Raw genomic sequence first — 24,038 nt, forward strand, 5'->3', positions numbered from 1 at the left:
CCTCCGCCGCCGGCTCCTCCGCGGCGGAGGCCCCCGCGCCGGGCGCCTCCGCCGGCCCCGGCGGCCTGCTGGACGTGCTGAACGTGGCGGCGGTGGTCCTCGACCCGCGGGGCCGGGTCGTGCTGTGGAGCCCCCAGGCCGAGGAGCTGTTCGGCTACAGCGCGGACGAGGCCCTGGGCCGGTACGCCGCCCGCCTCCTGGTGCACGAGGAGCACCTGGAGATGGTCGTCGACCTCTTCGCGCAGGTCATGGAGCGCGGACAGAGCTGGGCCGGAGTCTTCCCCATCCGGCACAAGGACGGCTCCAGCCGGCTGCTGGAGTTCCGCAACATGCGGCTGCGCGGCCAGAGCGGCGACTTCTACGCGCTGGGGCTCGCCACCGACCAGTCGATCCTGCGCCGCGTCGAACGCGAGCTCTCGCTGTCCACGCGCCTGGTCTCGCAGTCGCCCATCGGCCTGGCGGTCCTGGACACCGAGCTGCGCTACATCACGATCAACCCGGCGCTGGAGCGCATCAACGGCGTACCGGCCGCCGAGCACACGGGGCGCCGCATCGGCGACGTCCTGCGGCACGTCGACGTGGCGGCGATCGAAGCGGCGCTGCGCCAGGTGCTGGAGACCGGCGTGCCGCTGGTCGACCAGAGCGTCGTCGGCCGCACCCCGGCCGACCCCGAGCGCGATCGCGCCTGGTCCGTGTCGTACTACCGGCTGGAGGCGGCCAACGGCGCGGTGCTGGGGCTGGCCACCTCCGTCGTCGACGTCAGCGACCGCTACCGCGCGGCGGCCGAGGCCGCGCACGCCCGACAGCGCCTCGCCATGATCGCCGACGCGTCCGTGCTCATCGGCACCACGCTCGACCTCGGGCAGACCGCCCGGGAGCTCGCCGACATCGTGGTCCCCGACCTGGCCGACCTCGCCGCCGTCGACATCCTCGACACCGCGCTCAGCAGCCCCAGCGCGCCCGGCACCCTGCCCTCGCGGCCGACGCTGTTCCGCGCCCTGGCCGTCGCGGCGGCCCACCCGACCGAGGCCATCCGCGCCGCCGACCCCGTCGGCGACCTGGCCTCCTACGAGGCCGACCGGCTGGTCACCCAGTGCGTGACCACCGGCACCCCGGTCCTCGTGCCCCGGGTCGCCGCCGGCGACCTGCCGCACATCGCCCGCAACGCCGAAGCCGCCGCCCTCCTGGCCCGCGCCGGCGTCCACTCCTATCTCGCCGTCCCGCTCATCGCCCGCGGCAACGTCCTCGGCGCCCTCGATCTGAAGCGGATACGCAATCCGCTGCCCTTCGACGACGACGATCTCGTCCTCGCCGGCGAGCTGGCCAACCGCGCCGCGGTCTCCATCGACAATGCCCGCTGGTACCAGCGCGAGCGCGACACCGCTCTCACCCTCCAGCGCTCGCTGCTGCCCCAGCACCCGCCGCCCCAGCCGGGCCTGGAGATCGCCTACCGCTACCAGCCGGCCGGCGTCGCCAGCGAGGTCGGCGGCGACTGGTTCGACGTCATCCCGCTGGCCGGCGACAAGACCGCGCTCGTCGTCGGTGACGTCATGGGCAGCGGCATCACGGCCGCCGCCACCATGGGCCAGCTGCGCAACACCACGCGCGGGCTGGCCGACCTCGACCTCGACCCCGCCGAGCTGCTGTGCCACGTCGACCGCAGCGCCACCGGGCTCGAACAGTCCACGGCCACCTGCGTCTACGCCGTCTACGACCCCCATCGCCACGAGTGCCGCATCTCCACCGCCGGGCATCTGCCGCCCGTGCGCGTACGCCCCGGCCACCCCGCCGAGCTGCTCGATCTGCCCACGGGGGTGCCCCTGGGCGTCGGGGGCGTCTCCTTCGACACCACCGTCGTGAGTCTCGGCCCCGGGGAGCAGCTCGTGCTCTACACCGACGGCCTGGTGGAGACCCGCGACGAGGCCATCGACGTACGCCTCAACGAGCTGCTGCGCCTGCTCGACGACCCCGGCCGGACCCTGGAGGCGACCTGCGACCGGCTCCTGCACCATCTGCGGGGCATGGACGACCACGACGACGTGGCGCTGCTGATCGCCCGCGTGCAGCACGCCCACGCCTGATCGACCCGACGCGTGATCGCCCCGACGCGTAATCGGCCCGACGCGGCATCGGTCACGCGCGGCATTGCCCCCCCCGCGGCATCGGCCGCCCGGCGTCAGGGCGCCCCGGCCGCCGACGGGCGCGCCGGCGCGTACGAGCCGACCAGGCGGGCCAGCTGCCGGCCGACCACGCGCAGCGGCTCCTCGCTGCGCCGGACCTGGGCCGTCACCTCGGCGCCCTCCAGGGCGCCGATGACCGTGGTCGCCAGCTCCCGCGCGTCCCGCGCCGCGAAGCCGCAGCGCAGCAGCTTGTCGGAGACCAGCCGCTCCCAGTTGCGCAGCGCGTCCGCGCACGCCTGCTGGATCTCGGAGTCGGTGCCCAGGGTCTCCAGCGCCGCCGCCGTCACCGGGCAGCCCTCGATCCAGCCCGACTCCCGCAGCTCGTCGGCGAGCTGCCGGGCACAGGCGTCGATCGCCTCGGCCGGGTCGTCCTCGCTGTCCAGCGCGGCGCGCAGGACGGCCGCGAAGACCTCGTCGCTGTACTTGATCGCGGCCACGGCGACGGCTTCCTTGCCGCCGGGGAAGAAGTGGTAGACGGAGCCCAGGGTGGCGTCCGCCTCCCGGGCGATCTGCTTGATGCCCGTTCCGACATAGCCCTGCCGCTGGAGCAGGCGTGAGGCGGCGACGACGATCCGGTCCCGGGTGCTGGTCTGCATGGCGGCCACCTTACCCGGTGATTGGTTAGAGCGTTCGTTCCAGAGCTGTGCTACGTTCTGTCCACGCACTGAGTAGAGCGTTCGTTTTAGGAGTTCGAACAAGGACCATGGAGGTCTCACACATGAACGGCACGCAGCGATCGGTCACCGTCATCGGACTCGGCCCCATGGGTCGGGCGATGGTCGGCGCCCTGCTCGACCGGGGGTACGAGGTCACCGTCTGGAACCGCACGGCGTCCCGCGCGGACGCCCTGGTCGCCCGCGGCGCGATCCTCGCGCCGAGCGTCGAGAAGGCGCTCGGCGCCAATGAGCTCGTGATCCTCAGCCTCACCGACTACGACGCGATGTACGCCGTACTGGAGCCCGCCGAGGCCGCGCTGGCCGGCCGGGTCCTGGTCAACCTCAGCTCCGACACCCCGGCCAAGGCCCGGGAGGCCGCCCGCTGGGTCGCCGAGCGCGGGGCCGTCCAGCTCACCGGTGGCGTCACCACGCCGCCCTCCGGGATAGGACAGGCCGAGTCGGCCACCTTCTACAGCGGCCCGCGCGAGGTCTTCGAGAAGCACCGGCCCGTGCTCGCCGTCATCACCGGCGGGACCGACTACCGGGGCGAGGACCCCGGGGCGGCCGCGCTCTTCTACCAGATCGGCATGGTGATGTTCTGGACCTCCATGCTGAGCTACTGGCAGGCCGTCGCCCTGGCCGACGCGAACGGCCTCACGGCGTCGGACATCCTGCCGCACGCCATCGACACCATGAACTCGCTGCCGGGCTTCCTCTCGTTCTACGCCGAGCGCGTCGACGCGGGCGTGCACGCCGGTGACGTGGACCGCCTCGCCATGGGCATGGCCAGCGTGGAGCACGTGCTGCACACCAACGCCGACGCGGGCGTCGACACGGCCCTGCCGGCCGCAATCGTCGACCTCTTCCGCCGCGGCATGGCGGCCGGCCACGCGGCGGACAGCTTCTCCAGCCTGCTGGAACTGATGAAGAAGGAGAAGGCGGGGGCGTGAGCCGTCACCGCCGGCCGTGCCGGGTGATCGGCGCGCTGAGCCGGGTGGCCGCGGCGTCGAGGCGGATGCGCGCCCCGAGCGGGTTCTCCGCCGCGTACCGGTGATCGACGGTGTCGATCACGACGGCGAGCCGGTGGCCGGCCGGAACGTCCCAGGCCGTCGCGGTCAGGGGGATGCGCAAGGTGACGTCGCGGCCCGGCGGGCGCCCCGCGAAGGCGGCGGGAGCGTGTGTGATCAGCCGCGCCGATCCGCCCCCGTCGACGTCGTAGAGGTGGGCGACGACGCTTCCCCGAGCGGCGGTCGACGCGAGCCGTACGGTGACGACCGGTGCGCCGCGCAGCCGTTGCCGCTCGCCGAACGGTGCGCTGGTCCATACGGCGGCCGCCGGGGGCAGGAGCACGTGCGGCGAGGTGGCCTGCCGCACCGCGAACCCGTCGAGCATTCCGGCGACGACCGGCGGGCCGGACTCCGCCGCCGAGGGAACCCCGGCCACCAGCGTGTACGCCGTGGGTGCCTGCCGCGGTTCGACGAGGCGGACGGCTCGCGTCGCGCGGTGCAGCTCGGACCAGCTCGCGTAGTGCTCGTCCGGGCCGCCGGTGCGGGGCCGTACCGTCACGACGGGATGCCGTACGGGACCCCGCGCCGCGCGGGCCGGCGCGTGTCCCCGTACGTGCCGGTCCAGCCAGCGGGCCGCCTCCTGCCAGAGGCCGGTCGGCTTCACCAGGTCCGAGGCCGGGCTGGTGCTGTCGCCGTGGCCGCCGGGCATCATGAACAGCCGCTTCGGGCCCCGCAGGGCGTCGAGGAAGGCTCCGGTCTGGCCGGCCGGGACGAGGGGGTCGTCCCACTCGTTGACCAGGAGGACCGCCGTGCGGTGGGCGTTGAGCGCCGGAAGGTGGGTGTGGGGCGAGCGGACCCTCGCCCAGGCGTCGGACGCGTGGCTGCCGGTGTGCAGATGGGTGTAGGCGGCGGCCGTCTCCTCGCTGAGCCGGCCGTTGAGCCGGCCGATGAGTTCCTGGAAGGTACCCATGGTCGTCGCCCGTACGCCGTTGTGCCAGGACGTCGCGCGGAGATCGGTCCAGGGGCTCAGGGCCGCGACCGCCTTCACCCGGGGGTCGGCGGCCGCCGCGTTGAGGGCGACGGCGGCCCCGTAGGAGGAGGCGAACAGCCCGATCGCGTCCGGGTCGGCGGCCGTGTGGGCGAGCGCCCAGTCGATCATCCGGGAGACGTCGGCGACGTCCCTCGGCCCGGCCATGTCGACATGTCCGCCCGATGTTCTGAAGCCGCGCGGCTCGTAGCTCACGACCACGTACCCGGACGCGGCGAGGTCGCGCAGGCGGCGACGGTGCGCGAGCGTGTCGTGCGGGAGGGAGAACCACGCGCCGGGCACGACGAGAAGGGGGCGCGGCCCGGGGGTGAGCGGGCGGTACACGCGGGTGTCCAGCTCCACGTGGTCGACGGCGCGTACGCGGACCCTCTCCATGGAGACATCGGCCTCGGCCGCGTCCGACGATGCGGCGTCCCGCGATACCGCGTCGCCCGGCCGCGGGCCGGGTGACGCGGCGGCGGGCTGCGCGTACAGGGGCGCGGCGGTCAGCACCGCCGAGGCGACGACCAGCAGGCGCCGCAGCGCACCGCGCCTCCGGTGCGGGGCGTCGCGTCGCGTCACGGCGCTTCCTGCCCCACGGGGGCCGGGAGGCCCGCCAGGACCGCGTCGACGACGTCGGCCGCCGCGGCGGCGCCGCCCGCCTCGTCGATCGCCTGGCGCATCGCGGCGACACCGGCGGCGATGTCCGCGTCCGCGGCCACCCGCCGCACCGCCTCCCGCAGGGACTGGCCGGTCACCTCCTCGCGCGGCAGGTGGACTCCCAGGCCGAGCCGTTCGATCTGGGTGGCGTTGACGCGCTGCTCGGCCATCTGCGGCACGGCGACCAGGGGCACGCCGTGGGCCAGCGCCTCCATCGTGCTGCCCATCCCCGCGTGGGTGACGAAGACGGAGGCAGCCGCGAGCACGTCCAGCTGGGGCACGCTGACATGCACCTCGACGTTGGCGGGCAGCTCCCCCAGCTCGGCCGGGTCCACGCCCTGGCCCACCGTCATGACCACGTGGTGGTCCGTCCCCCGGAACGCCTCGACGCACGACCGGTAGAAGTCCGGCCGCCGGGTGAACTGCGAGCCGAGCGAGACGTACACGACCTCGCGCCCCGTCTCCGGCCGGCGCCAGCTCCCCTGGAACGACCGGTCGGCCAGCGCCGGGCCGACGTAGTGGCACTCCTTCGCCCGCACCGTCTCCGGCCGCCGCTGGAACGCCCGGGGCAGAAAGGCCACGACCCGCTCGGGCGCCAGGGTCAGCTCGTGCACGCCGACGGCGCAGCCGTGAGCGGTCAGGGCCGCCGCCAGGCCGGCGAATCCGGGGAAACGCGAGACGTCGTCAAGGCCGAACATCTCCTCCAGGACCCCCTCGTACGGCACGTGGGAAGGAGACAAGTGGATCGTCGGCACGCCCCACCTGCTCGCCAGCAGTGGCCCGGCCCAGGCATAGACGTCGTACAGCACGACGTCCGGCCGGTCGTCCGCGAACGCCGCGCCGAGCGCCTCCACGGCGCCCAGGTTGAGCCCGATCGCCTGGGCGACGCCCAGCACCAGGTCCTCCGGTGCCTCACCCTGGTCCGCCGCCTCGTACAGGACCGGCGTGGCGCCCGCCGCGCGTACGTGCCGCTCGAACTGTGCCGTGACCGCGTAGCTGACGCGATGGCCACGCCGCACCAGCTGCTCGACCACCGCCAGGGTGGGCAGTACGTGACCCGCCTGCGGCACGTTGAACACCGCGACATGTCGGTGAGGGGCGCTGCCGGGCCGGGCTGCCTGCGCGGGAATGGACGAAACGGGCATCGGTCGCTCTCCTGGCCTCAGTGGACGCCACCCCGCCGGGCGGGGTGGCGAAGATCACTGGGGTGTAACGAGACACGACGGTGCCACGGTGTCGCCGGTGGGCGCACCTCACCCGATCGGTACAACGCGCCGGGCCCGCGTCCTGCTGGCGGGAGCGGTCCGCGGGCCGGTGGAAAAGGCCCTGACGGGTCAGATGAACGGCACGTTGACGCAGGCCAGCCGCGCGCCCGCGGTTCCGGCGTGGCCGGGGTGGGTCTGCGTGGCGTGCTCGTGCACGACCACCGAGCGGGCCTCGCCGGGACGGAACCGCCACCGCACGGAGGACAGCGCGCCGCCCTCGCCCCGGTCGTCCGTGGTGAGGTCCAGCCACACCTCGTTGCGCGGGTTGGCGTACGCCGGGTCGGTCGAGGGCTGCACCGGGTCCTTCACGTGCTGGTAGTGCGGCCCGGAGTCCGCCGGCCGCGGCCCGCACGGCTTCTGGTGGACGTGGGCGCCGAACGTACGCAGCGGCTGGACCCCCTCCAGCCACAGGGCGACGCTCGTCCCGCCATCGGGTTCGCGGCGCTCCAGGACCACGACCCGGCTGCCGATCGGGATCGATCGCGTGTCATAGGTGATGGCGGTGCGGGGCGAGGCCCCGAACCGCTCCTGGACCAGGACATCGGGGGCCGGCGCCCCCAGGGTCGCGGTCACGGCCAGGGAGGCAGCCAGAGCAGTCATCGCCAGGGACATGTCCACCTCTCGGAGACGGCTCGTCGGGCCGGTTCTCATGCGGTGCGCGGGTCGGCGACCTTGGCCCTTCGACGGCTCGACGCTCGACGGCTCGACGACGCCACGACGCCACGGCTCGGCGTACGAGGCGGCTCGGCGTACGAGGGCGGCGGCCGGCGGGCGGCCGTACGGGGGCGGAGGTCGCCGGTTCGCATCATTCGTGCTCGCGGCGGCGGTTGGCTACCGGGTATCCGGCCATACCGTGCTCCCGGGCCGGCGCGGGGAAGCCTCCGGCCCGGCGCGCGCCATCTCCGTACGCGCCCCGAGTCCCGTGCCCCAGGCCCCGCGCCCCGATCAACGGCGAGGTTCCGCCGCGCCGTTCGGCCCAAGCCGCTCAGCGTGGGCCGGTCAGTACAGCGGTCGCCGCGGCCACCCACCCCCGTACGCCGCGTTTTGACGCGCCCCTGTCAGTCCGACGCGACCCGTGGCACTCTGCCTGACGTACCCGATCCGCACCGCTCGTCTGCCCGGACCCGTATCGCGGTCCGGCCCCCACGGCCCGCGCCGCACCCTTCGCGCGTGGCCTCGGCAGAAGGAGTATGCGTGAGACGCCCCCACACTCTCGCCGCCGAGCAGCAGCGGGTCCGCGACTTCTGGACGCCCGAACGCATGCGTACGGCCACCCCGTTCGACCGTCTCGTCGCGCAGCCGCGCGACCGGCGGGGCCCGGCGCCGTCCTCCGAGGGCGGCACGACCACGGTCGCGCCCACCGGCCCGGCGGCGGACGCGCCGCCCGCCTCACGGCCGTCGGCCTCGTCGCCGACCTCCTCGCGCTCCTCCCGCTCGGCCGCCTTCCCGCAGGCCGGCGGCCCCTGGACGGGCGGGGGCGCCGTGGTCAAGACCTCCGGCCGGGTGTTCTTCACCTTCCAGGGCCGCACCGCCTCCTGCTCGGGCAACGCGGTCACCAGCCGCAACGCCAGCACGGTGATCACCGCCGGGCACTGCCTCAAGTACCAGGGCAGCTGGCACACCAACTGGGCGTTCGTCCCGGCCTATCGGGACGGCCAGACGCCGTACGGCACGTGGACGGCGACCACGACACTGGCCACGCCCCAGTGGGCGGACCGCGAGGAGATCAACTTCGACATCGGCGCGGCCGTCGTCGGCCCCGTGGGCGGCAAGAAGCTCACCGAGGTGGTCGGGGCCCAGGGGCTGCAGTTCAACGGCGGCTACAACAAGCCGATGTACGCCTTCGGGTTCCCCGCGGCCGCCCCGTACGACGGCACGAAGCTCATCCACTGCAGCGGGAACACCACGAAGGACTTCCTGCTCACCAACGACCACGCGATGGGCTGCAACATGACCGGCGGGTCCAGCGGCGGCCCGTGGTTCGCCTCGTTCGACGAGGCCACCGGCACCGGCCTGCAGACCTCGGTCAACAGCTTCGGCTACACCTTCCTGCCCAACAGGATGTTCGGCCCGTACTTCGGCGACGACGCCAAGGCTCTCTACGAGCGAGCCCAGGCGACGAACTGACGTCGCGCCGGAACCGAACCGCACCGAGGCCGGGGCCCACCGCCCCGGCCTCCTCCTGACGCGCCGGGGCGCCGATGAGCTCGCCCTGCGGGAGGGTCGGCGTCCGCGCCTACGCCTTGCGGCGCTTCCGCAGCCACACCGTGAGGGCGGTCAGGCCGGCCGCTCCGAGCGCCGCCGCCTTCAGGGTGATCTTCGCGGACAGCCAGGCGATCCCGAAGCCGTGCCAGCCCAGGGACCGGATCAGCCACCACAGCAGCCCCGCGGTGGCCGCCCCGCACACCACGGCGACCGTCACCTTCGCCCAGAGCCGCATCGGCGCCGCGTCCTCGGCCGTCTCACTCATACGGGTGACTATAGGCGGATTGGATCTTGTCCGTGGGCCGGCTGCCCGGCCCGGCGAACGAGTGATCCTGCGGGGCGGCCAGATAGCACCGCCGCGCTCCGGGCACACCGGGGATGACGTCGAGGTGATGTCACTGCCGAGCCCAGCGAGGAGCGACGACACGATGAGCGAGTTCGAGCGGTCCAGGACCATGCCGGCCCTGCCCGAGCTGGTCTTCGACCAGGCGGCCGATGTGAACCTGATGGACCGCTGGCTGCCCCGCGACCTGCATGTCCGCGCCGAGGAACCGCCCGCCGTCACCGTCCACGAGGACCGTACGGACGAGGACGCCCGCGGCCTCTTCGCGGCCCACCCCGACCAGCTCCGCCTCGAATGGGGCACGCGCGACGACGGCCGGTACGCGGGCTGGCTGCAGGTGGCCGGCATCGGCAGCGGCGCCAGCGAGGTCACCGTCCACCTCTCGTTCTTCGACGGCAGCCACGCTCCTCCCGACGACGTCGTCCAGGCCGCGCTCGACGACAGCCTGGAGCGGCTCGCCGAACAGGTCCGGATGCGCGTCGAATCGGCGGGCTGACGGGCTGACGGGCTGACGGTCCTCGGGAGCACCGGGCCGGCGGCCACCGGGCTCACGGACGGCGCACGTACGGAGCGCCACGGAGCGCCAAGGTCAAACCGAGGGTTGACGCCCCCTCGCACCCCCGCGCCATAACGTATGGCCATGCCAACCATCTCGTTACGGCCCACCGCCGTACGGCTGACTCTTCTGACGGCGCTGCTGCTCACCGCCGGCGCGCCGGCCGCGGTGGCGGCGGGCCCGCAGGCGGACCCGCAGGCAGGCCCCGGGCCGACCTTCAGGCAGCCCCCCGGGCGGACCTCCAGGCCCGCCCCCCATCCGATCCCGGGACCGACCCCCAGGCCACCGGCCCCCGGCTGCCGGCCCCCCACGGCACCCAGCCGGTCGGGACCCGGACCCTCCAGCTGACGGACACCTCCCGGCCCGACCCGTGGAAGCCGGCGGCGGGCAACCGCCGGCTGATGGTCTCCCTCTGGTACCCGGCCCTGCTGCCGTCCGCCGCCAAGGCCCCCTATGTGTCGAAGGAGCTCTCCACCGCCATCCACGGCAAGGACGAGCTGAGCACCGTCCGCACGAACTCCACCGTCGACGCCCCCGCGCTGCCCGCGCCCCGGCCGCTGGTCGTGCTGTCGCCCGGCTTCGGGCTCAGCCGTGCGACGCTGACCGCCCTGGGCGAGGACCTGGCCGCCCGCGGCTATCTGGTGGCCGCCCTCGACCACACGTACGAGGGCCCCGTGGAATTCCCCGACGGCACCCTCGAACAGTGTCTGATCTGCGAGAAAGCGGACCACGCCGCTGTCGTCCGGAACCGCGTGAAGGACATCTCCTTCCTGCTCGACCGGCTGACGGCGCCCGACAGCGGCCTGCCCGTCGACCGCGACCGCATCGCCGTGGCCGGGCACTCCATCGGCGGCGCCGCCGCGGTCGAGGCCCTGGGCGAGGACCCGCGCGTGGACGCGGCCGTGAACATGGACGGCGACTTCCTCACGCCGCCGCCCACCACCCCCGTCACCCGGCCGGTGCTGCTGCTCGGCGCGGCCCGGGCCAAGGACCCCCAGGCGCAGGTCACCTGGGACGAGCGCTGGACGCGCCTGGCCGGCTGGCGGCGCTGGCTCGACCTGCCCGACGCGGGGCATCTGTCGTTCTGCGACCTCCACTGGGTCGCCGACCACTTCGATGTCAGCCATCAGATCCCGCCGGAGGAGACCGGGCCGGTCTTCGGCACGCTCCGGGGCGAGCGCACGACGGCGCTGACCCGCGCGTACGTCGCCGCCTTCCTGGACCAGCACCTGCGGGACCGGCCCACTTCCCTCTTCGACCGGCCCGCCCCGGCCTACCCGGAGGTGACCGTCTTCAGGAAGTGACACGCGGTCACCCGCTGATGCGCGGCGGTGTCAGACCGGCGGAACGAGGGTGAAGTAGCGGTCGAGGACCTTCCGGTCGCCCGTGACCTCTAGGCGGTCGGCGGGCAGCCGCTGCCAGAGGAACAGCGCCAGGTCGGAGGCGGTACCGGCCAGCTCGACGTCGTACGGGCCGGTGCCGTCCGTCAGCCGGACCTCCGCGCCCTCGAAGTGCACCGTCCAGCCGCGAGTGCCGTCGGTGCGGCGGAACCGGAAGCGCTCGCCCGCGCCGGGCGGGGCCTGGGTCCAGGCCCGCCGGGCCGGCGCCATGACCTCGAAGGTGTGGGTGACGACGTCCTCCGCGAGGTCGGCGGCGAACGGCCGGGGCGCCCCGAGCGCGCTCTCGGCGTCCCAGCGGTGCACGGCCGCCTCGATGGCTTGAATCCGCTGCCAGAACCCGGTGGTGCGCTCCTCGCCGAAGGTCCACACCGGCACGTCCGGGCCGGCGCTCGTGAACTGCTCCGCCAGCGCGGCCGCCCCGTCCGCGAACCAGTCGATCAGGCTGGCCGGCACGGGCTCGCGGTGCGGTGCCCCCTCCGGCGACTCCGGCCAGCCGGAGCGGTCCGCGGGGAGGGCGAGGAAGCCGACGTCCAGGTCGGCGGACGGCGTCCGGGCGATCAGGTTCGCCACGGTGTCCGGTGGCTGCTGCAGCCGTTCCCGGACGATGTGGGCCACGAAGCGCTGGACACCGCCCAGGTGCCCGACGAGGTCGGTGACCGACCAGTCGGGGCAGGAGGGCACCAGGGGCGCCCTCTCCGCCTCGGCCGCGCGGCGGGCCGCGGCCTCGAACGCCTGGACCTCACGGCGGAAGTGGGAGACATAGTCCATGGCTTCACTCTGCCCGCGGCCGCCCTCCGGGCGGGGCCGTTCGCCGATTCCCGTGCCCGCGCGGGCACTTCGCCGAGTGATCCACCCCGGTGTCGGCGCGGCCCACGGCCCGCACCACAATGGGGCCGATCACGGGGAGGAACCATGACGGTGACCGAGGCGAGCGGCGGAACGCGCCGGCCCGCGAAGACCGGTGTCGCGGCGGGCGCGCCCGCCGCGCTGTGGGCGGCGGCGGCCACGCTGCTGGTGGAGGCGGTCCTCGGATCGAGCAGTTCCTTCCTGCTGGACGTGCGGGGGAATCTCGACGACGTCGGACAGGTCCTGAGCGCGTCCGCCGTGGGCCTGGTCGGCGGCCTCGCCTACGGCGTCGTGGGCGCGGTCCTGCTGAACCTCGTGGCCGCCCCCATGGCGCTCGTCACCCTGATCGCGTCCCGCTTCACCGCCCGCCGCTTCGGCCGGAAGGACACCTGGTACTGGTGCCTTGGCGTGCACCTCGTGCTGGCGGTGGCCGTCGTGCTCCTGCTCGGCCTGCCGTACGTGCTGCTCGCGCCGTTCGAGCCCCTGTTCCATCTGGCCTGGTTCGTGGCCCACACGGTCGTCCTCGCCCCGGTCGTCCTGGTGGCGCGCGCCGCCGCCGACCGCAACGCGCACGGCAGGCGCTATCTGCCGCTGCTGGTGCGGGTCGCCGGCGGCGCGGCGTTCCTGTTCGCCGCACAGGTCGTCGCGTGCGTGGCCTACGTCGCCGGGCGCTGAGCCCCCGCGGCGGGGCGCGCCGGGCCCTGCCCGTACGACGCCGCGACCGGACCGCTCGACGCCGTGGCCGGGCCGTCCGACGCCGTGGCCGGGCCGCGGCCCTCCGCCGTACCGCCGGCCGGCGATCCCGGGCCCGTCGGCGCCGACGGGCGGACCAGGGCGAGCACCAGCACGCCACCCACCGCCGCGGCCAGCGCCGAGCACAGGAAGACCCGGTCCAGGCCGGCCGCGAAGGCGTGGTGCACGAGCTGTTCGACCGCGCCCCGCCCCTCGGCCGGCGCCGTGGCCACCAGCTGCTGGGCCTGGCCGCCGGCCAGCATCGACGCCGCCGACTCCGGGTCCCGTACGGTGTCGGCCCCGGCCAGCACGCCCTCGACGCGGCCGGTGAACACCGCCCCGAACACGGCGATGGCCAGCGTCATGCCCAGCTGGCGAAAGGTGTTGACGGCCCCGCCGGCCATGCCCATCCGCCGCGGCGGCACCGTGCCCATCGCCGCGGACACCAGCACCGGCGTGGCCAGGCCCACCCCGGCGCCCACCACGCACAACCCCGCCACCAGCGCCGACGCGCCGGAGCTCGTCGACACCGCGCCGGAGAGCAGCAGCATCCCGAGCGCGATGCCGAGCAGCCCGATCCCGATCGGCAGATGGGGGCGCAGCCGCTGGAGGTGGCGGCCGGCCACCGCCGAGACCACGAACGACGTCGCCGCCAGCGGCGTCAGCGCCAGGCCGCTCGCCACCGGGCCGTGCCCCAGCACGGACTGGAGCCACAGGGAGACCAGCACCAGGCAGCCGAACGCCCCGCCCTGGAGCAGCAGGGCGCCGCTCATCAGCCCGGCGAACGAGGGCCGGCGCATCAGCGCCAGATCCAGCATCGGCTCGCCGCCGCGGCGCTCCCGGCCCCGCTCCACCAGGAGGAATGCCACCAGGGACAGCGCCGCGACGGCGAACGCGCCCAGCGTCACCGGCCGGGACCAGCCGGCCTCGCCGCCCCGGATCAGCCCGTAGGTGAGGGCCGCCGCGGCAAGCGTGAACGTCACCGCGCCGGGCACGTCCACCCGGCCCCGCCACGACCCGGCCCGGGCCGGGTCCACGGGCAGCACCCGCAGCGTCAGCAGCACCGCGCCCGCCGCGATCGGCAGGTTCACCAGGAAGATCGCCTGCCAGCCGACGTGCTCGGCGAGCAGCCCGCCCAGCACCGGGCCGGCCGCGGCCGCACCGCCGTTCACCGCGCCCCAGACGCCGAAGGCGGTGCCGCGGTCGCGGCCGTGGTACGTGGCGCCGAGCAGGGCCGCCGAGGTGGCGAACATCGCGGCACCGCCCACGCCCTGGGCCGCCCGCGCGGCCACCAGCGTCCCGGCGTTGGGGGCCAGCGCGCAGACGAGCGAGGCCGCGGCGAAGACCACGAGCCCGTAGACGTACAGTCGGCGCCGGCCGAACAGGTCGGCCAGCGACCCGGCGGCCAGCAGCAGCGCGGCCAGCGCCAGCGAGTAGGCGTCGATCACCCATTGCAGCGAGGAGAAACCGGCGTCCAGGCCCTCCGCCATCTGCGGCAGCGCGACGTTCACGATCGTGACGTCCACCAGCAGGATGAAGGCGCCGAGGGAGACGGCCACCAGGGGCCACCACTTGCGCATGGAGTGAAATCCTTCGTTCCAGTCGTGCGGCGGAAGGTCCGCCGCCGATACGGAAGGGTCGGCCGACGGCGCGGGGACGACACAGCCAGGCGCCTCTCGGTGGCGATATTCGACATGTTCTAGCCTCGGTGTGGTGAATCCCGACATGACGCCGGACCCGCCGCCGCTCGCCCCCCGACCGTCCGACGCACCGGGCCCGGCGGCCGGCGGCGCGCCGGGCCCCGACACGCCGTCCCGCGAGGCGGGCGCCTTCCTGCTGTCCCTCGACGAACAGGACCGGCGGCTCGCCCACGCCCTCCAGATCGACGGCCGGGCCTCCTTCCGGAAGATCGCCGAGGTGCTGGGCGTGTCCGATCAGACGGTCGCCCGCCACTACACCCGGCTGCGCTCGAGCAGCACTCTGCGCGTGCTCGGGCTGGTCGACCCGCTGCGCGTCGGCGAGACCCCCTGGTTCGTGCGGCTGCGCTGCACGCCGGACGCGGCGGCCTCCGTCGGCGAGGCGCTCGCCCGGCGTCCGGACACCAGCTGGGTCAGCCTCAACTCCGGCGGCACCGAGATCACCTGCGTGGCCCAGCCGTACGGCCGGGGCGGCGACGAGTTGCTGCTGCGAAAGCTGCCGCGCACGCCCCGTGTCGTCGACATGTCCGCGCACTGCCTGCTCCACGTCTTCTTCGGCCGGGACCTCAGCCCGATCACCAAGACCGGCCCGCTGACGCCCGAGCAGGTCGCCGCGCTCACCCCGGAGGACGCGCTCGACCGGAGCGGGCCGGCGCCCCGGGCCCCGTACCCGCTCGACGAGGGGGACCGGCGGCTGCTGGACGCGCTCGGCGTGGACGGGCGGGCGCCCATCGGTGAACTCGCGGCGGCCACCGGCTGGTCGCAGACCACCGTGCGGCGCCGCATGGCGGAGCTCCGGGCGGCCGGCGCGCTCTACTTCGACGTCGACTTCCATCCGCGCGTGCTGCACCACGGGTTCCGGGCGGTGCTGTGGCTGGAGGTGGAGCCCCGCCACCTCGCCGCGGCGGGCGCCGCCCTGGCCGGCCACCCGGAGGTCTCCTTCGCGGCCGCGACCACCGGCACGGACAACATCTACGCCAGCGCCATCACCTCCGACGCCACGGCCTTCTACCGCTATGTCACCGGGGCGGTCGCCGCCCTGCCGGGCGTGCGGCACTTCAGCACCGCCCCGGTGCACCGCACGCTCAAGGGCCCGGGGCCGCTCTGGCACGCCACGCGCTCCGAGGGCTGAGCGGGTGCGGGGGCTCACGGCCGAACGCGCCTCTGACCGGCGCTCTTTCACGCGGGCGTCGGTCAACGGCCCGCCCGGCCTGGGGTACAGTGATGCCGTTCGAGCAGTGATCGATCATCGACCGAGGAGGTGGGACCCATTACCGCAAGCGCAGGTCGGGTGCTCCCCTCCCACAGCCGTGCGGCCCACCGGGCATAGGTGACCGCCGCGGGAGCGCCCTCAGGCATCCCGAAAGGCTCTCGTCTCTCATGTCGAACGACCCGTTCTCCCCGCTGTCCCCCTCTTCTTCGTCCTCCGGGTCCCGCGCGTCCGCCGCGCCGCTCCTGCCCGAGTCGCTCGTCGTGACCCGGCTCCGCGCCGCCGGCTGTGTCTTCGCCGAGGACGAGGCGCGGCTGCTCCTCGCCACGGCCCGCACCCCCGACGAGCTCGCCGCCATGGTGGACCGGCGCGTCGAGGGGCTGCCCCTCGAACACGTCCTGGGCTGGGCCGAGTTCCACGGTCTGCGCCTGGCCGTCGACCCCGGGGTCTTCGTGCCGCGCCGCCGCACCGAGTTCCTCGTGGAGCGGGCCGCCGCGCTCGCCCGGCCGGGCGCCGTCGTCGTCGACCTGTGCTGCGGCTCGGGCGCGCTGGGCGCGGCCCTGGCCGCGACCGTGGACCGGGCCGAGCTCCACGCCGCCGACATCGACCCCGCCGCGGTGCGGTGCGCGCGCCGCAATGTCGCCGCCGTCGGCGGCCGGGTGTACGAGGGCGACCTCTACGAGCCGCTGCCCGCCGCGCTGCGCGGCCGGATCGACATCCTGCTCGCCAATGTGCCGTACGTGCCCACGGGGGAGATCGAGTTGCTCCCCGCGGAGGCCCGTGCCCACGAGGCGCGGGTGGCCCTGGACGGCGGCGCCGACGGGCTCGACGTCCTGCGCCGGGTGACCGCCGCGGCCTCCCGGTGGCTGGCGCCGGGCGGACACCTGCTGTGCGAGACGAGCGAGCGCCAGGCGCCGCTCGCCGTCGACGTCCTCGGCGGCGGGGGGCTCGTGCCGCGGGTGGCGGAGTCCGAGGAGTGGTACGCCACGGTCGTCATCGGCACGAACCCCACACCCTAGGAATCGGCCCGGGAACGGCGCCCTTCGGCTGCGCCGCTCGCGCGGGCCGCGAGGGTGCGGGCCAGGGCGGCAACCCGCGAGGTGAGACCGGTCCAGTCGTCGGCGGTCGTGCCGAGGTAGCCCGCCCTGGCACGCTCCAGCAGCTCGCGCTCGGGTGTCGTGAGCGTCCGCGCGATCGCCTCGGCGGCGGCGTCCTTGGAGACGATCCGGCCGGTGTCGAGCGTGACGAGGACGCGGGCCAGGGTGAGGAGGGCATTGCGCTCATCGCCTTCGATCCCGGCCACGAGGTCCGGGACGACGGCGAGGAGCGCGTTCCTGAGCAGCTCGGGCGGGACGGGGGCGACCACGTCACCGAACGCGGGGCCGCGCAGCACGCGGTGCGCCGAGTGAACCGTGGCCAGCAGGACGAGGGTGTCGGGATCGCTCGTGGGCTGCGGAAGGTGGCCGCGGGCGAGGTCGTCGCGAAGCCACTCGCCGTACTGGACGTCGCGCCGGGGCGTGTCGGTCAACGGGCTGATGTCGTCGACGACGATGCCGGTCAGCTCGATGGGCCGCCGGTGCGCCGCGTCGGGGAAGCGCGCGGCGTGACCGCGCCATCCGGAGACGCCCAGCAGCAGCGAGACCAGCGCGGCCCGCTCGGCCGCGGTCAGCGAGCGACGGGTGAGCACGAGCAGGTCGATGTCGCTGTCCGGACGCGGCCCCGACGCGGCCGCGGTGGAGCCGTAGAGGTAGGCGCCGACCACGTCCCCGGGGTTCTCCCGGTCCAGATGCTCCAGGATCGGGGCGATCGATTCGTCCATCACGTCAGACTAGCCACCGCTCGGAGCGGGTCCGAGGACAGCGGATGTCCGCAAGGGGTGCCACGCTGGACGCATGCCCGCCCGCCCTCGTATCACCGCCGCTCAGCGCCGCCACCGCCTCGCCGTCCGCCATCTGCTCGCCCCCGGCGCCCGCGCCCGCACCCCCGAGCAGGTCGCCGAGGCGGTGGTGGCCCTGCACTCCACCGACCCGGCCACCGTCCACCTCTCCGCCCTGGCGCGGCTGGCGGACCCGCGCGTCGAGGCGGTGGAGCGGGCGCTGTACGAGGACCGTTCGCTGGTGCGCATGCACGGCATGCGCCACACCCTCTTCGTGGTCCCGGACCACCTCGCCCCCGCCGTGCAGGCGGCCATGAGCGACAAGGCCGCCGCCACCGAGCGCCGCTCCCTGCTCGCCTTCGCCGCCCGCGGCGGCTTCACCCCGGAACTCCTCGCCGACGCCGAACGCGCCGTGCTCGACGCCCTCGCCGAACACGGCAGCCTCAGCGGCGCCCAGCTCGGTGCCCGCGTCCCCGCCCTGCGCCGCACCGTCACCGTCTCACCCGGCAAGCCGTACGAGACGCAGCAGTCGATCGGGGCGCGGCTGCTGCGGGTCATGGGCGTGGAGGGCACGGTCGTCCGCGGGCGGCCCCTCGGCTCCTGGACCTCGGGCCAGTACACCTGGGCGCCGGCCGCCCCGCACGCCCCGCTGTCCCCGGCCGACGGCCGTACGGAGCTGGTCCGCGCGTATCTCGCCGCGTTCGGCCCCGCCACCGAGGCGGACATCGTCTGGTGGACCGGCTGGACCGTCACCGCCGTGCGGGCCGCCCTGGCCGCCAACCGGGCCCTGGCCGCCGATCTCGACGACGGCCGGACGGGATGGCTGCTGCCCGCCGACGCCGACCCGGTGGCGGAGCCGGAGCCGTGGGCCGCGCTGCTGCCGGCCCTCGATCCCACGCCCATGGGGTGGAAGGAGCGCGACCACTACCTCCCCGCCCACCACAAGGAGGAACTCTTCGACCGCAACGGCAACATCGGCCCCACGCTGTGGTGGAACGGCCGCATCGCCGGGGCCTGGGCCACGCGCCCCGACGGCACGATCGCCTGGCGCCTGCTGGACGACATCGGCCGGCAGGGCACCACGGCGATCGAGGAGGCGGCCGCCCGCCTGGAGGCCCTGCTCGCGGGCACGCGTGTCACCCCCCGCTTCCGCACCCCCCTCGAACGCCGTCTCGCCGCCGCACGACAGCACCTGGCCCGGCCCGGGCCCCACGCCGGGCCGGGCCGGGCCTGATGGTCAGCTCACCGAGTACGACAGGCGTACGGCGTCGGCGCTGTCGCTGATGCGCAGCCGCAGGTAGTAGACGAACTCCTCACCGAAGCGGGTGGGGATGGTGCACCTGTCGCTGAGCGTGACGGTGCGACGCGTGTGCGCGGGCCTGCCGGCGGGGCCGATCGGTCCCACCACCTGCGGCATGATCTCGGAGTCGCGCACCGCGCAGCACTGGTGCACCTCCACGCCGATCGTGCCCAGGGACGGGTTGGCGGAGGGGTCGTCCAGCTCCGCCGCGACATCGATGGTGATCGTCCGGCCCGCGGCCGCGTGGAAGGGCAGCGAGTACATCGTGACGGTCGTCGACGGGGTGAAGGTCTCCGAGAGCGGCAACCCCACCGGATTCGAGCAGGACTTCGTGGTACGGGGGGCGGTGTCGGCCGGCGCGGCGACCCCCGTACCGCCACCGGGCGCGGTGACCGCTCCACCGCCACCGGGGACGGCGGGGGACGCGGACGCGGGCCCGGCTCCGGCGGGCGAGAGCGTGCACGCCATCAACAAGGACGTGGCGAACAGGGCGAGTTTCCTCATGGCCGGAGGCTGCCCACGCCCGGCGGTGGCGCCAACGCGCGCGGTGCCGACTCCCCTCCTTCCGGCGAGGGTTCGAACGCGATTGTCGGAGCGTCCCGTGTTTCCCTCTCCGCTGCCGCCGGGGGAGGGGAGAGAGGAACACGGGGACCCGATGTGCGCCTCACCGCTTGAGGTCGCTGAGCACACCGCTGAGGTTCACCACTTGATGGCAGCCGGACGCCTGCCGCCCGGTGGCCGGAGTGCCCGGCTTGGCACAGGTGACGGCCGCGGTGACGGTGGCGTTCTCGGTCACCTTGATGGGAGTGACCCAGTGGTAGTCCTGGTTGCGGAAGGTCTCCAGCGCGATGGTGGTGACCTTGCTGTCCCCGAAGGTGAGGGTCAACAGACCCTCGTCGCCCTGGAAGTTGGCGACCACGAGGTCGGTGATGCCGAAGACCTTTCCGGCCGGGACCTGGTAGGTCCCCACCTTCCGCGCCCCGCCGTCCGTCTGGACGTCGATCGTCGATGAACTCTGCTGGCCGCTCCCGGGGACCGTGCCGGGCCCGCCGTCCGCTCCCGGGCCGCCGCCGGTGCCCGGCCCGGTGCCCGTGCCGGCCGTGGCCTCCTGTCCCTGGCCCTGCCCCTGGCCACCGGTCCGGCCCTGCCCGCCGGACCCGCCGCCCGGCGCCCCCGCCCGGTCCCCCTGCTGCTCGGCGCCGCCGGCCTCCCTCTCCCGCGCGGCCTCGGTCGCGGCCTGCTGGGCGGTGCTGCGGACGGCCGGGCGGACCAGCGCGAACCAGGCGATCAGCAGCGCGAGGAGCGCGGCGAGCACGGCCAGCAGCCACCTCGGCAGCACCGGCACCTGCACGAACTCGCCGTCCAGCGGCCGGCGCCGGTCCAGCGGGTCGGCCTCCGGTACGCCGTCACCGGTCGCGGTGACATCGAGCTCGAAGGGCCATGTCGTCGGCGTGCCGAACCAGATGAGCCCGGGGGCCCGTACCCGCAGGCCCGTCTCGGCGGATTCCCCCGGCTCCAGGCGCCGCCGCTGAGGGGTGAAGCCGAACTTCAGCTCCTCGCCCGGCTGTTTGCCGGCCGGCTCGACGTCGATCGCCGTATTGCCCTCGTTGCGCACCGCGAGGCGGTAGCGCGCGGCCAGCCAGCCGCGCCGGCGCCGGGGCTGGAGCTCCGTGCGGAGCTCCAGGAAGGGCTCGATGTGCACGGTGGTCTCCGACACGGCCACCGACTCCGGGTGCTCCGCGGGCAGGACGCGGACCCCCAGCGGGACCTCTCCGGCGCGAATGTCGGGGGACCGGGGCGGGGCGAGCCGCACCGTCACCGTCTCGGAGGTGCCGGGGTAGAGGGAGACGCGCGCCGGTTCGACGGTGCTCCACGCGGCGCAGTCGCCCACGACCTCGAGGGTGTAGGCCTCGACGATGTCGCTGTCGTTCCGCACGCTCAGGGTCGTCGTCGCCTCGCCGCCGGGCGACACCGTCACGGTCGGCATTCTCAATTCGGCAGAAGAGGTCACAGCAGTGAACCTAGGGCGGCCGACGCGCGTAACGCGAGGGTCGAAGGGGGCAACGAGCGGGCAGTCGCGGTGCCCAGCGGTACACCATCGCGCTGCCCTCGGGCGGGCGGGGCCCCCGCCGGTGACGGCGGGGGCCGGGCCCGGCACGGACCTCGCGGCCGACGGAATTCGAAGAGACGGGTACGGAGCAATGACCTTCATCGATGAGACGCGCACGTCCACCACGCCGGCGGTACGGGAGCGGGGGCGCGGGGCGAGCGCGCGGACGGCCGCCGCCGAGTCCGCCGCGGGGGCGGGAAAGGCCCAGCGGGCCGAGCGCACGGAGCGCACCGAGCGGTCCGAGCGGGCCGAGCGGGCCGAGCGGGCCAGAATCCCGGTGGCCGTGTACGCGGAGGACCTGATCCTGCACGCCGGCGTCGTCCAGCAGTTACGGCAGCGCCCGGAGGTGGAGCTGCTCCCGGACGCCGACGCCGACCGGGCGGAGGTCTCCCTGGTGGTGGTCGACACCGTGGGCGAGTCCGCCGTGCGACTGCTGCGGCGGCTCCAGCGCGACACCGCCACCCGCACCGGGCTGGTCGTGGGCTTCTTCGAGACGGGCGCGCTCCAGACGATGATCGAGTGCGGGGTCGCCGCCGTGCTGCGGCGCGCGGAGGCCGATCAGGACCGGCTCGTACACCTCATCACGGCCATGGCCAACGGCGAGGGTGTGCTCCCGGGCGACCTGCTGGGCCGGCTGCTCGACCACGTCAGCAGCCTCCAGCGGACCGTGCTCGACCCCCGGGGGCTGACGCTCTCCACCCTGACGGCACGCGAGGCGGACATGCTGCGGCTGGTGGCGGAGGGCTTCGACACCGTGGAGATCGCGCAGAAGACGTCGTACTCGGAGCGCACGGTCAAGAACGTGCTGCACGAGGTCACCACCCGCCTCCAACTGCGCAACCGGGCCCACGCGGTCGGGTACGCCATGCGCCACGGGCTCATCTAGCCGTACGGCTCCTCCGCGCCCCGGGTCACCCGGCGGCGGGCGCCGTTGCCCGAAAGAGCAGTGGCGCCTTCCCCCGGCCCGGGTACTCCCGGCCTGTACTCCCCGGCCCGGCCCCGTGAGGCTCGTTCGCGAAGGAACCGCACAGCAACCGCTCCCCGACTGCGAGGTGGACCGTGATCGGCACCGCTGGCCCGGCAGCGCGGCCCCGGCTGGGCAGACTGGCCGCCGCCGTGGTGCTGCTGCTTCCCCTGGCGGCGGTCGGCACCGCACCCGGGCCGGCCGCCGCACCGGCGCGCGCCGTCGCCGCGGAGGCCGCGCCCGCCGGCGGGCGGATCGTCTTCGCGGGCACGGAGCACCGGAGCCTGGGCCGGGTGACGCGCACCGACGAGAGCGAGCCGCTGTTCGGCGCGGGGCCCGCCCACTTCGACCAGCAGCCGTCCGCCCGCGCGGACCTGCTGGTCTTCACCGCGCTGCGCGACAGCGCCCGCCCGCAGGTGTATCTGCGCGAGGCGAGCGGCGCGGTGCGCCGGGTGACCACCGACCGCGACGCCGCGCACCCCGCGCTCTCCCCGGACGGGAAGCTCGTGGTGTTCGACTCCGCGGAGCCCGGTGGCCCCGGCGGCGGCACCCAGCGGGACCTGTGGGTGGTCGGCGTCGACGGGTCCGGCGCGCGCAAGCTCACGGACACCCCCGCCGACGAGACCTCGCCGACCATCTCGCCGGACGGCACCCGGATCGCGTACGCCAGCGACGCCGACCCCGCCCGCGGCCGGCAGATCCACGCGCGGCCCCTGGCCGGCGGCCCGGCCACCCGGATCAGCGACGGGCCGCCCGGCGACGCGACCGAGCCGGTGTGGAACCCGGTCGACGACCCCGCCCACCGCGACCTCGTCGCCTACACGCTGGACGCGGGCGGCGAGACCGGGCCCCGGCTGCGGGTGACGGACGGCCGCGGCACCGACCGCCCGCTCCTCGCGGGCCCCCAGGCGGACTGGAAGACCCGGTCGGCCGACTGGCTGCCGGACGGGAACGGGGTCGTCTTCCTCAGCCCGAACGAGCGGTGCGGCTGCACGCACTACGACCACGTCTACCGCGCGGTGGACCGGGCGACCGAGCAGGCCCAACTGGTGCTGGACGAGGACCGGTCGATCGACTCCCCGACCTGGCTGGGGCCCCTGACCGGCGGAGCCGTCGTCGTCGCGCGGACGAGCGCCCCGGCCCGGCACATCGCCACCCTCCAGGACGTCGCACCCGACGGCGCCGACCCCCGGGACCTCGGCCTCCCCCTCCTCAAGGAGGACCCGGCGGCCGACACCACCACCGACCCCGCGGCCGACCCGCTGTTCAACCCGGCCTCCGGCTTCGACCCGTGGACCGTGCGGCAGAACTACACCCCCGACGGCAGACGGATCGTGCTGACCCGCTTCGAGGACTCCGAGGCCGGGCGGATCGAACGGATCTGGCTGGCCGACGCGGACGGCGCGAACGCCCGGGCGATGCCGCTGGCCGGGCGCGGGCCCCGGGACTGGGACACCGACCCGACGTTCTCCCCGGACGGCCGGTACCTCGCCTTCACCAGGACCTCGCCCGGTGGCGTCGGCCCCGCCTCCGGCCCTGGCCGGATACTCATCGCCGACGCCGCCACCGGGGCGATCACCGGCGAGATCCGCCCGCCGGCCGGGCAGCCCGCCGGCGGCGACGCCCAGCCCACCTGGTCCTCGGACGGCGGCACCCTCGCCTTCACCCGCAACCACGTCATCGACGGCGCCGGCGGCAACAAGCACATCTGGACCGTGCCGGTGCGCGCGCTGGACCGGCAACGCGATCTGAGCGCCACGATCTGCCCCGGCACCTGCCAGGTGATCGACGACAGCCCGGCGTTCTCGCCCGACGGCCGGACCATCGCCTTCAACCGCGAGGACGGCGGCGGCCGGACCAACGAACGCAACGGCATCCTGCTCGCCCCGGTGTCCGGCGACGGATGCCGGGTGCTGCTCCCGGCCGGGCTGCGCGACGACCCGGCCGCCTGCGGACGGCCGCTGCCGGACACCTCCACCACCGGACCGTTCCAGCCGCGCGACG

21 protein-coding genes are annotated in these 24,038 nt (G+C 74.8%); 11 read left to right on the forward strand and 10 right to left on the reverse strand.

The genetic code is table 11. The features are described 5' to 3' along the window. Nucleotides 1–2,081: SpoIIE family protein phosphatase (locus ACSNOD_RS10860; RefSeq protein WP_436766622.1), on the forward strand; the 2,081-nt coding region annotated here is incomplete at its 5' end. 95 nt (nt 2,082–2,176) lie between these two features. Here the strand turns inward: ACSNOD_RS10860 and ACSNOD_RS10865 are convergent. Continuing rightward, nucleotides 2,177–2,776 (reverse strand): TetR/AcrR family transcriptional regulator, encoded by a 600-nt coding sequence (locus tag ACSNOD_RS10865; RefSeq protein ID WP_436766623.1) that lies wholly within the window; start codon nt 2,774–2,776, stop codon nt 2,177–2,179. 122 nt (nt 2,777–2,898) lie between these two features. Between ACSNOD_RS10865 and ACSNOD_RS10870 the strand changes: the two genes are divergently transcribed. After that, nucleotides 2,899–3,786 (forward strand): NAD(P)-dependent oxidoreductase, encoded by an 888-nt coding sequence (locus ACSNOD_RS10870; protein WP_436766624.1) that lies wholly within the window; start codon nt 2,899–2,901, stop codon nt 3,784–3,786. A gap of 4 nt (nt 3,787–3,790) precedes the next feature. On the opposite strand, the gene ACSNOD_RS10875 is transcribed toward ACSNOD_RS10870, so the two are convergent. The 3 genes from ACSNOD_RS10875 to ACSNOD_RS10885 all read right to left on the reverse strand — a co-directional run bounded on the left by ACSNOD_RS10875 (nt 3,791) and on the right by ACSNOD_RS10885 (nt 7,395). Next, the gene (locus ACSNOD_RS10875) at nt 3,791–5,452 is read right to left on the reverse strand and encodes an alpha/beta fold hydrolase (protein ID WP_436766625.1); all 1,662 of its coding nucleotides are present in this window, start codon (nt 5,450–5,452) and stop codon (nt 3,791–3,793) included. Continuing rightward, nucleotides 5,449–6,675 (reverse strand): macrolide family glycosyltransferase, encoded by a 1,227-nt coding sequence (locus ACSNOD_RS10880; protein ID WP_436766626.1) that lies wholly within the window; start codon nt 6,673–6,675, stop codon nt 5,449–5,451. Before ACSNOD_RS10880 ends, ACSNOD_RS10875 begins: the two co-directional genes overlap by 4 nt. A 189-nt stretch (nt 6,676–6,864) precedes the next feature. Then, a complete protein-coding gene (locus tag ACSNOD_RS10885) occupies nt 6,865–7,395 on the reverse strand; it encodes a superoxide dismutase family protein (RefSeq protein ID WP_436766627.1) in 531 nt (176 codons plus the stop codon). 483 nt (nt 7,396–7,878) lie between these two features. Here ACSNOD_RS10885 and ACSNOD_RS10890 point away from each other — a divergent pair, with 483 nt between their 5' ends. After that, the gene (locus ACSNOD_RS10890) at nt 7,879–8,922 is read left to right on the forward strand and encodes a trypsin-like serine peptidase (protein WP_436766642.1); all 1,044 of its coding nucleotides are present in this window, start codon (nt 7,879–7,881) and stop codon (nt 8,920–8,922) included. A gap of 109 nt (nt 8,923–9,031) precedes the next feature. On the opposite strand, the gene ACSNOD_RS10895 is transcribed toward ACSNOD_RS10890, so the two are convergent. Further along, nucleotides 9,032–9,265 (reverse strand): hypothetical protein, encoded by a 234-nt coding sequence (locus ACSNOD_RS10895; RefSeq protein WP_436766628.1) that lies wholly within the window; start codon nt 9,263–9,265, stop codon nt 9,032–9,034. A 163-nt stretch (nt 9,266–9,428) separates the two neighbouring features. Between ACSNOD_RS10895 and ACSNOD_RS10900 the strand changes: the two genes are divergently transcribed. Together ACSNOD_RS10900 and ACSNOD_RS10905 are read left to right on the forward strand one after the other, a co-directional pair. Next, nucleotides 9,429–9,839: an SRPBCC family protein gene (locus ACSNOD_RS10900; RefSeq protein WP_436766629.1), complete on the forward strand. Its 411-nt coding sequence runs from the start codon at nt 9,429–9,431 to the stop codon at nt 9,837–9,839. Between the two features lie 461 nt (nt 9,840–10,300). After that, on the forward strand, nt 10,301–11,203 hold the full coding sequence (locus tag ACSNOD_RS10905; protein ID WP_436766630.1) for an alpha/beta hydrolase family protein: 903 nt from the start codon (nt 10,301–10,303) through the stop codon (nt 11,201–11,203). Nucleotides 11,204–11,233: 30 nt separating this feature from the next. Here ACSNOD_RS10905 and ACSNOD_RS10910 read toward each other — a convergent pair whose 3' ends face one another. Next, on the reverse strand, nt 11,234–12,067 hold the full coding sequence (locus tag ACSNOD_RS10910; RefSeq protein ID WP_436766631.1) for a maleylpyruvate isomerase family mycothiol-dependent enzyme: 834 nt from the start codon (nt 12,065–12,067) through the stop codon (nt 11,234–11,236). Nucleotides 12,068–12,211: 144 nt separating this feature from the next. Between ACSNOD_RS10910 and ACSNOD_RS10915 the strand changes: the two genes are divergently transcribed. After that, nucleotides 12,212–12,820: a hypothetical protein gene (locus ACSNOD_RS10915; RefSeq protein ID WP_436766632.1), complete on the forward strand. Its 609-nt coding sequence runs from the start codon at nt 12,212–12,214 to the stop codon at nt 12,818–12,820. Here the strand turns inward: ACSNOD_RS10915 and ACSNOD_RS10920 are convergent. Continuing rightward, nucleotides 12,802–14,457 (reverse strand): MFS transporter, encoded by a 1,656-nt coding sequence (locus tag ACSNOD_RS10920; protein WP_436766633.1) that lies wholly within the window; start codon nt 14,455–14,457, stop codon nt 12,802–12,804. The genes ACSNOD_RS10915 and ACSNOD_RS10920 overlap by 19 nt on opposite strands. A 133-nt stretch (nt 14,458–14,590) precedes the next feature. Here ACSNOD_RS10920 and ACSNOD_RS10925 point away from each other — a divergent pair, with 133 nt between their 5' ends. Together ACSNOD_RS10925 and ACSNOD_RS10930 are read left to right on the forward strand one after the other, a co-directional pair. Next, entirely contained in the window at nt 14,591–15,706 is a 1,116-nt protein-coding gene (locus tag ACSNOD_RS10925; protein WP_436766634.1) for an Lrp/AsnC family transcriptional regulator, read from the forward strand. 248 nt (nt 15,707–15,954) lie between these two features. Then, nucleotides 15,955–16,803 carry a putative protein N(5)-glutamine methyltransferase gene (locus ACSNOD_RS10930; protein ID WP_436766635.1) on the forward strand — a complete coding sequence of 283 codons (849 nt, stop codon included), beginning with the start codon at nt 15,955–15,957 and terminating at the stop codon, nt 16,801–16,803. On the opposite strand, the gene ACSNOD_RS10935 is transcribed toward ACSNOD_RS10930, so the two are convergent. Beyond that, a complete protein-coding gene (locus ACSNOD_RS10935; protein ID WP_436766636.1) occupies nt 16,800–17,603 on the reverse strand; it encodes an aminoglycoside adenylyltransferase domain-containing protein in 804 nt (267 codons plus the stop codon). The two genes, ACSNOD_RS10930 and ACSNOD_RS10935, sit on opposite strands and share 4 nt — an antisense overlap. A gap of 73 nt (nt 17,604–17,676) precedes the next feature. On the opposite strand from ACSNOD_RS10935, the gene ACSNOD_RS10940 reads away from it, so the two are divergent. After that, nucleotides 17,677–18,894, forward strand: a complete 1,218-nt coding sequence (locus ACSNOD_RS10940) for a winged helix DNA-binding domain-containing protein (protein WP_436766637.1) — start codon at nt 17,677–17,679, stop codon at nt 18,892–18,894. A gap of 3 nt (nt 18,895–18,897) precedes the next feature. Here the strand turns inward: ACSNOD_RS10940 and ACSNOD_RS10945 are convergent, their stop codons facing one another. Both ACSNOD_RS10945 and ACSNOD_RS10950 read right to left on the reverse strand, forming a co-directional pair. Then, nucleotides 18,898–19,464, reverse strand: coding sequence for a hypothetical protein (locus ACSNOD_RS10945; RefSeq protein WP_436766638.1), 567 nt, complete (start codon nt 19,462–19,464; stop codon nt 18,898–18,900). Between the two features lie 160 nt (nt 19,465–19,624). Then, nucleotides 19,625–20,947 carry a COG1470 family protein gene (locus tag ACSNOD_RS10950; protein ID WP_436766639.1) on the reverse strand — a complete coding sequence of 441 codons (1,323 nt, stop codon included), beginning with the start codon at nt 20,945–20,947 and terminating at the stop codon, nt 19,625–19,627. A gap of 214 nt (nt 20,948–21,161) precedes the next feature. On the opposite strand from ACSNOD_RS10950, the gene ACSNOD_RS10955 reads away from it, so the two are divergent. Together ACSNOD_RS10955 and ACSNOD_RS10960 are read left to right on the forward strand one after the other, a co-directional pair. Beyond that, complete coding sequence (locus tag ACSNOD_RS10955) at nt 21,162–21,956, forward strand: response regulator transcription factor (RefSeq protein WP_436766640.1); 795 nt, start codon at nt 21,162–21,164, stop codon at nt 21,954–21,956. 173 nt (nt 21,957–22,129) lie between these two features. After that, the coding region (locus tag ACSNOD_RS10960; protein WP_436766641.1) for a TolB family protein at nt 22,130–24,038 on the forward strand (1,909 nt) is incomplete at its 3' end.

This window comes from Streptomyces sp. URMC 123, from assembly GCF_051386515.1.
Classification (GTDB): domain Bacteria; phylum Actinomycetota; class Actinomycetes; order Streptomycetales; family Streptomycetaceae; genus Streptomyces.

Coding starts and splice junctions, on each gene's coding strand:
- ACSNOD_RS10915 (WP_436766632.1), top strand. CDS start 12,212: ATGACGGTGACCGAGGCGAGCGGCGGAACGCGCCGGCCCGCGAAGACC.
- ACSNOD_RS10945 (WP_436766638.1), bottom strand. CDS start 19,464: ATGAGGAAACTCGCCCTGTTCGCCACGTCCTTGTTGATGGCGTGCACG.
- ACSNOD_RS10935 (WP_436766636.1), bottom strand. CDS start 17,603: ATGGACGAATCGATCGCCCCGATCCTGGAGCATCTGGACCGGGAGAAC.
- ACSNOD_RS10930 (WP_436766635.1), top strand. CDS start 15,955: ATGTCGAACGACCCGTTCTCCCCGCTGTCCCCCTCTTCTTCGTCCTCC.
- ACSNOD_RS10895 (WP_436766628.1), bottom strand. CDS start 9,265: ATGAGTGAGACGGCCGAGGACGCGGCGCCGATGCGGCTCTGGGCGAAG.
- ACSNOD_RS10870 (WP_436766624.1), top strand. CDS start 2,899: ATGAACGGCACGCAGCGATCGGTCACCGTCATCGGACTCGGCCCCATG.
- ACSNOD_RS10900 (WP_436766629.1), top strand. CDS start 9,429: ATGAGCGAGTTCGAGCGGTCCAGGACCATGCCGGCCCTGCCCGAGCTG.
- ACSNOD_RS10885 (WP_436766627.1), bottom strand. CDS start 7,395: ATGACTGCTCTGGCTGCCTCCCTGGCCGTGACCGCGACCCTGGGGGCG.
- ACSNOD_RS10865 (WP_436766623.1), bottom strand. CDS start 2,776: ATGCAGACCAGCACCCGGGACCGGATCGTCGTCGCCGCCTCACGCCTG.
- ACSNOD_RS10880 (WP_436766626.1), bottom strand. CDS start 6,675: ATGCCCGTTTCGTCCATTCCCGCGCAGGCAGCCCGGCCCGGCAGCGCC.
- ACSNOD_RS10955 (WP_436766640.1), top strand. CDS start 21,162: ATGACCTTCATCGATGAGACGCGCACGTCCACCACGCCGGCGGTACGG.
- ACSNOD_RS10920 (WP_436766633.1), bottom strand. CDS start 14,457: ATGCGCAAGTGGTGGCCCCTGGTGGCCGTCTCCCTCGGCGCCTTCATC.
- ACSNOD_RS10910 (WP_436766631.1), bottom strand. CDS start 12,067: ATGGACTATGTCTCCCACTTCCGCCGTGAGGTCCAGGCGTTCGAGGCC.
- ACSNOD_RS10950 (WP_436766639.1), bottom strand. CDS start 20,947: ATGCCGACCGTGACGGTGTCGCCCGGCGGCGAGGCGACGACGACCCTG.
- ACSNOD_RS10940 (WP_436766637.1), top strand. CDS start 17,677: ATGCCCGCCCGCCCTCGTATCACCGCCGCTCAGCGCCGCCACCGCCTC.
- ACSNOD_RS10905 (WP_436766630.1), top strand. CDS start 10,301: ATGGTCTCCCTCTGGTACCCGGCCCTGCTGCCGTCCGCCGCCAAGGCC.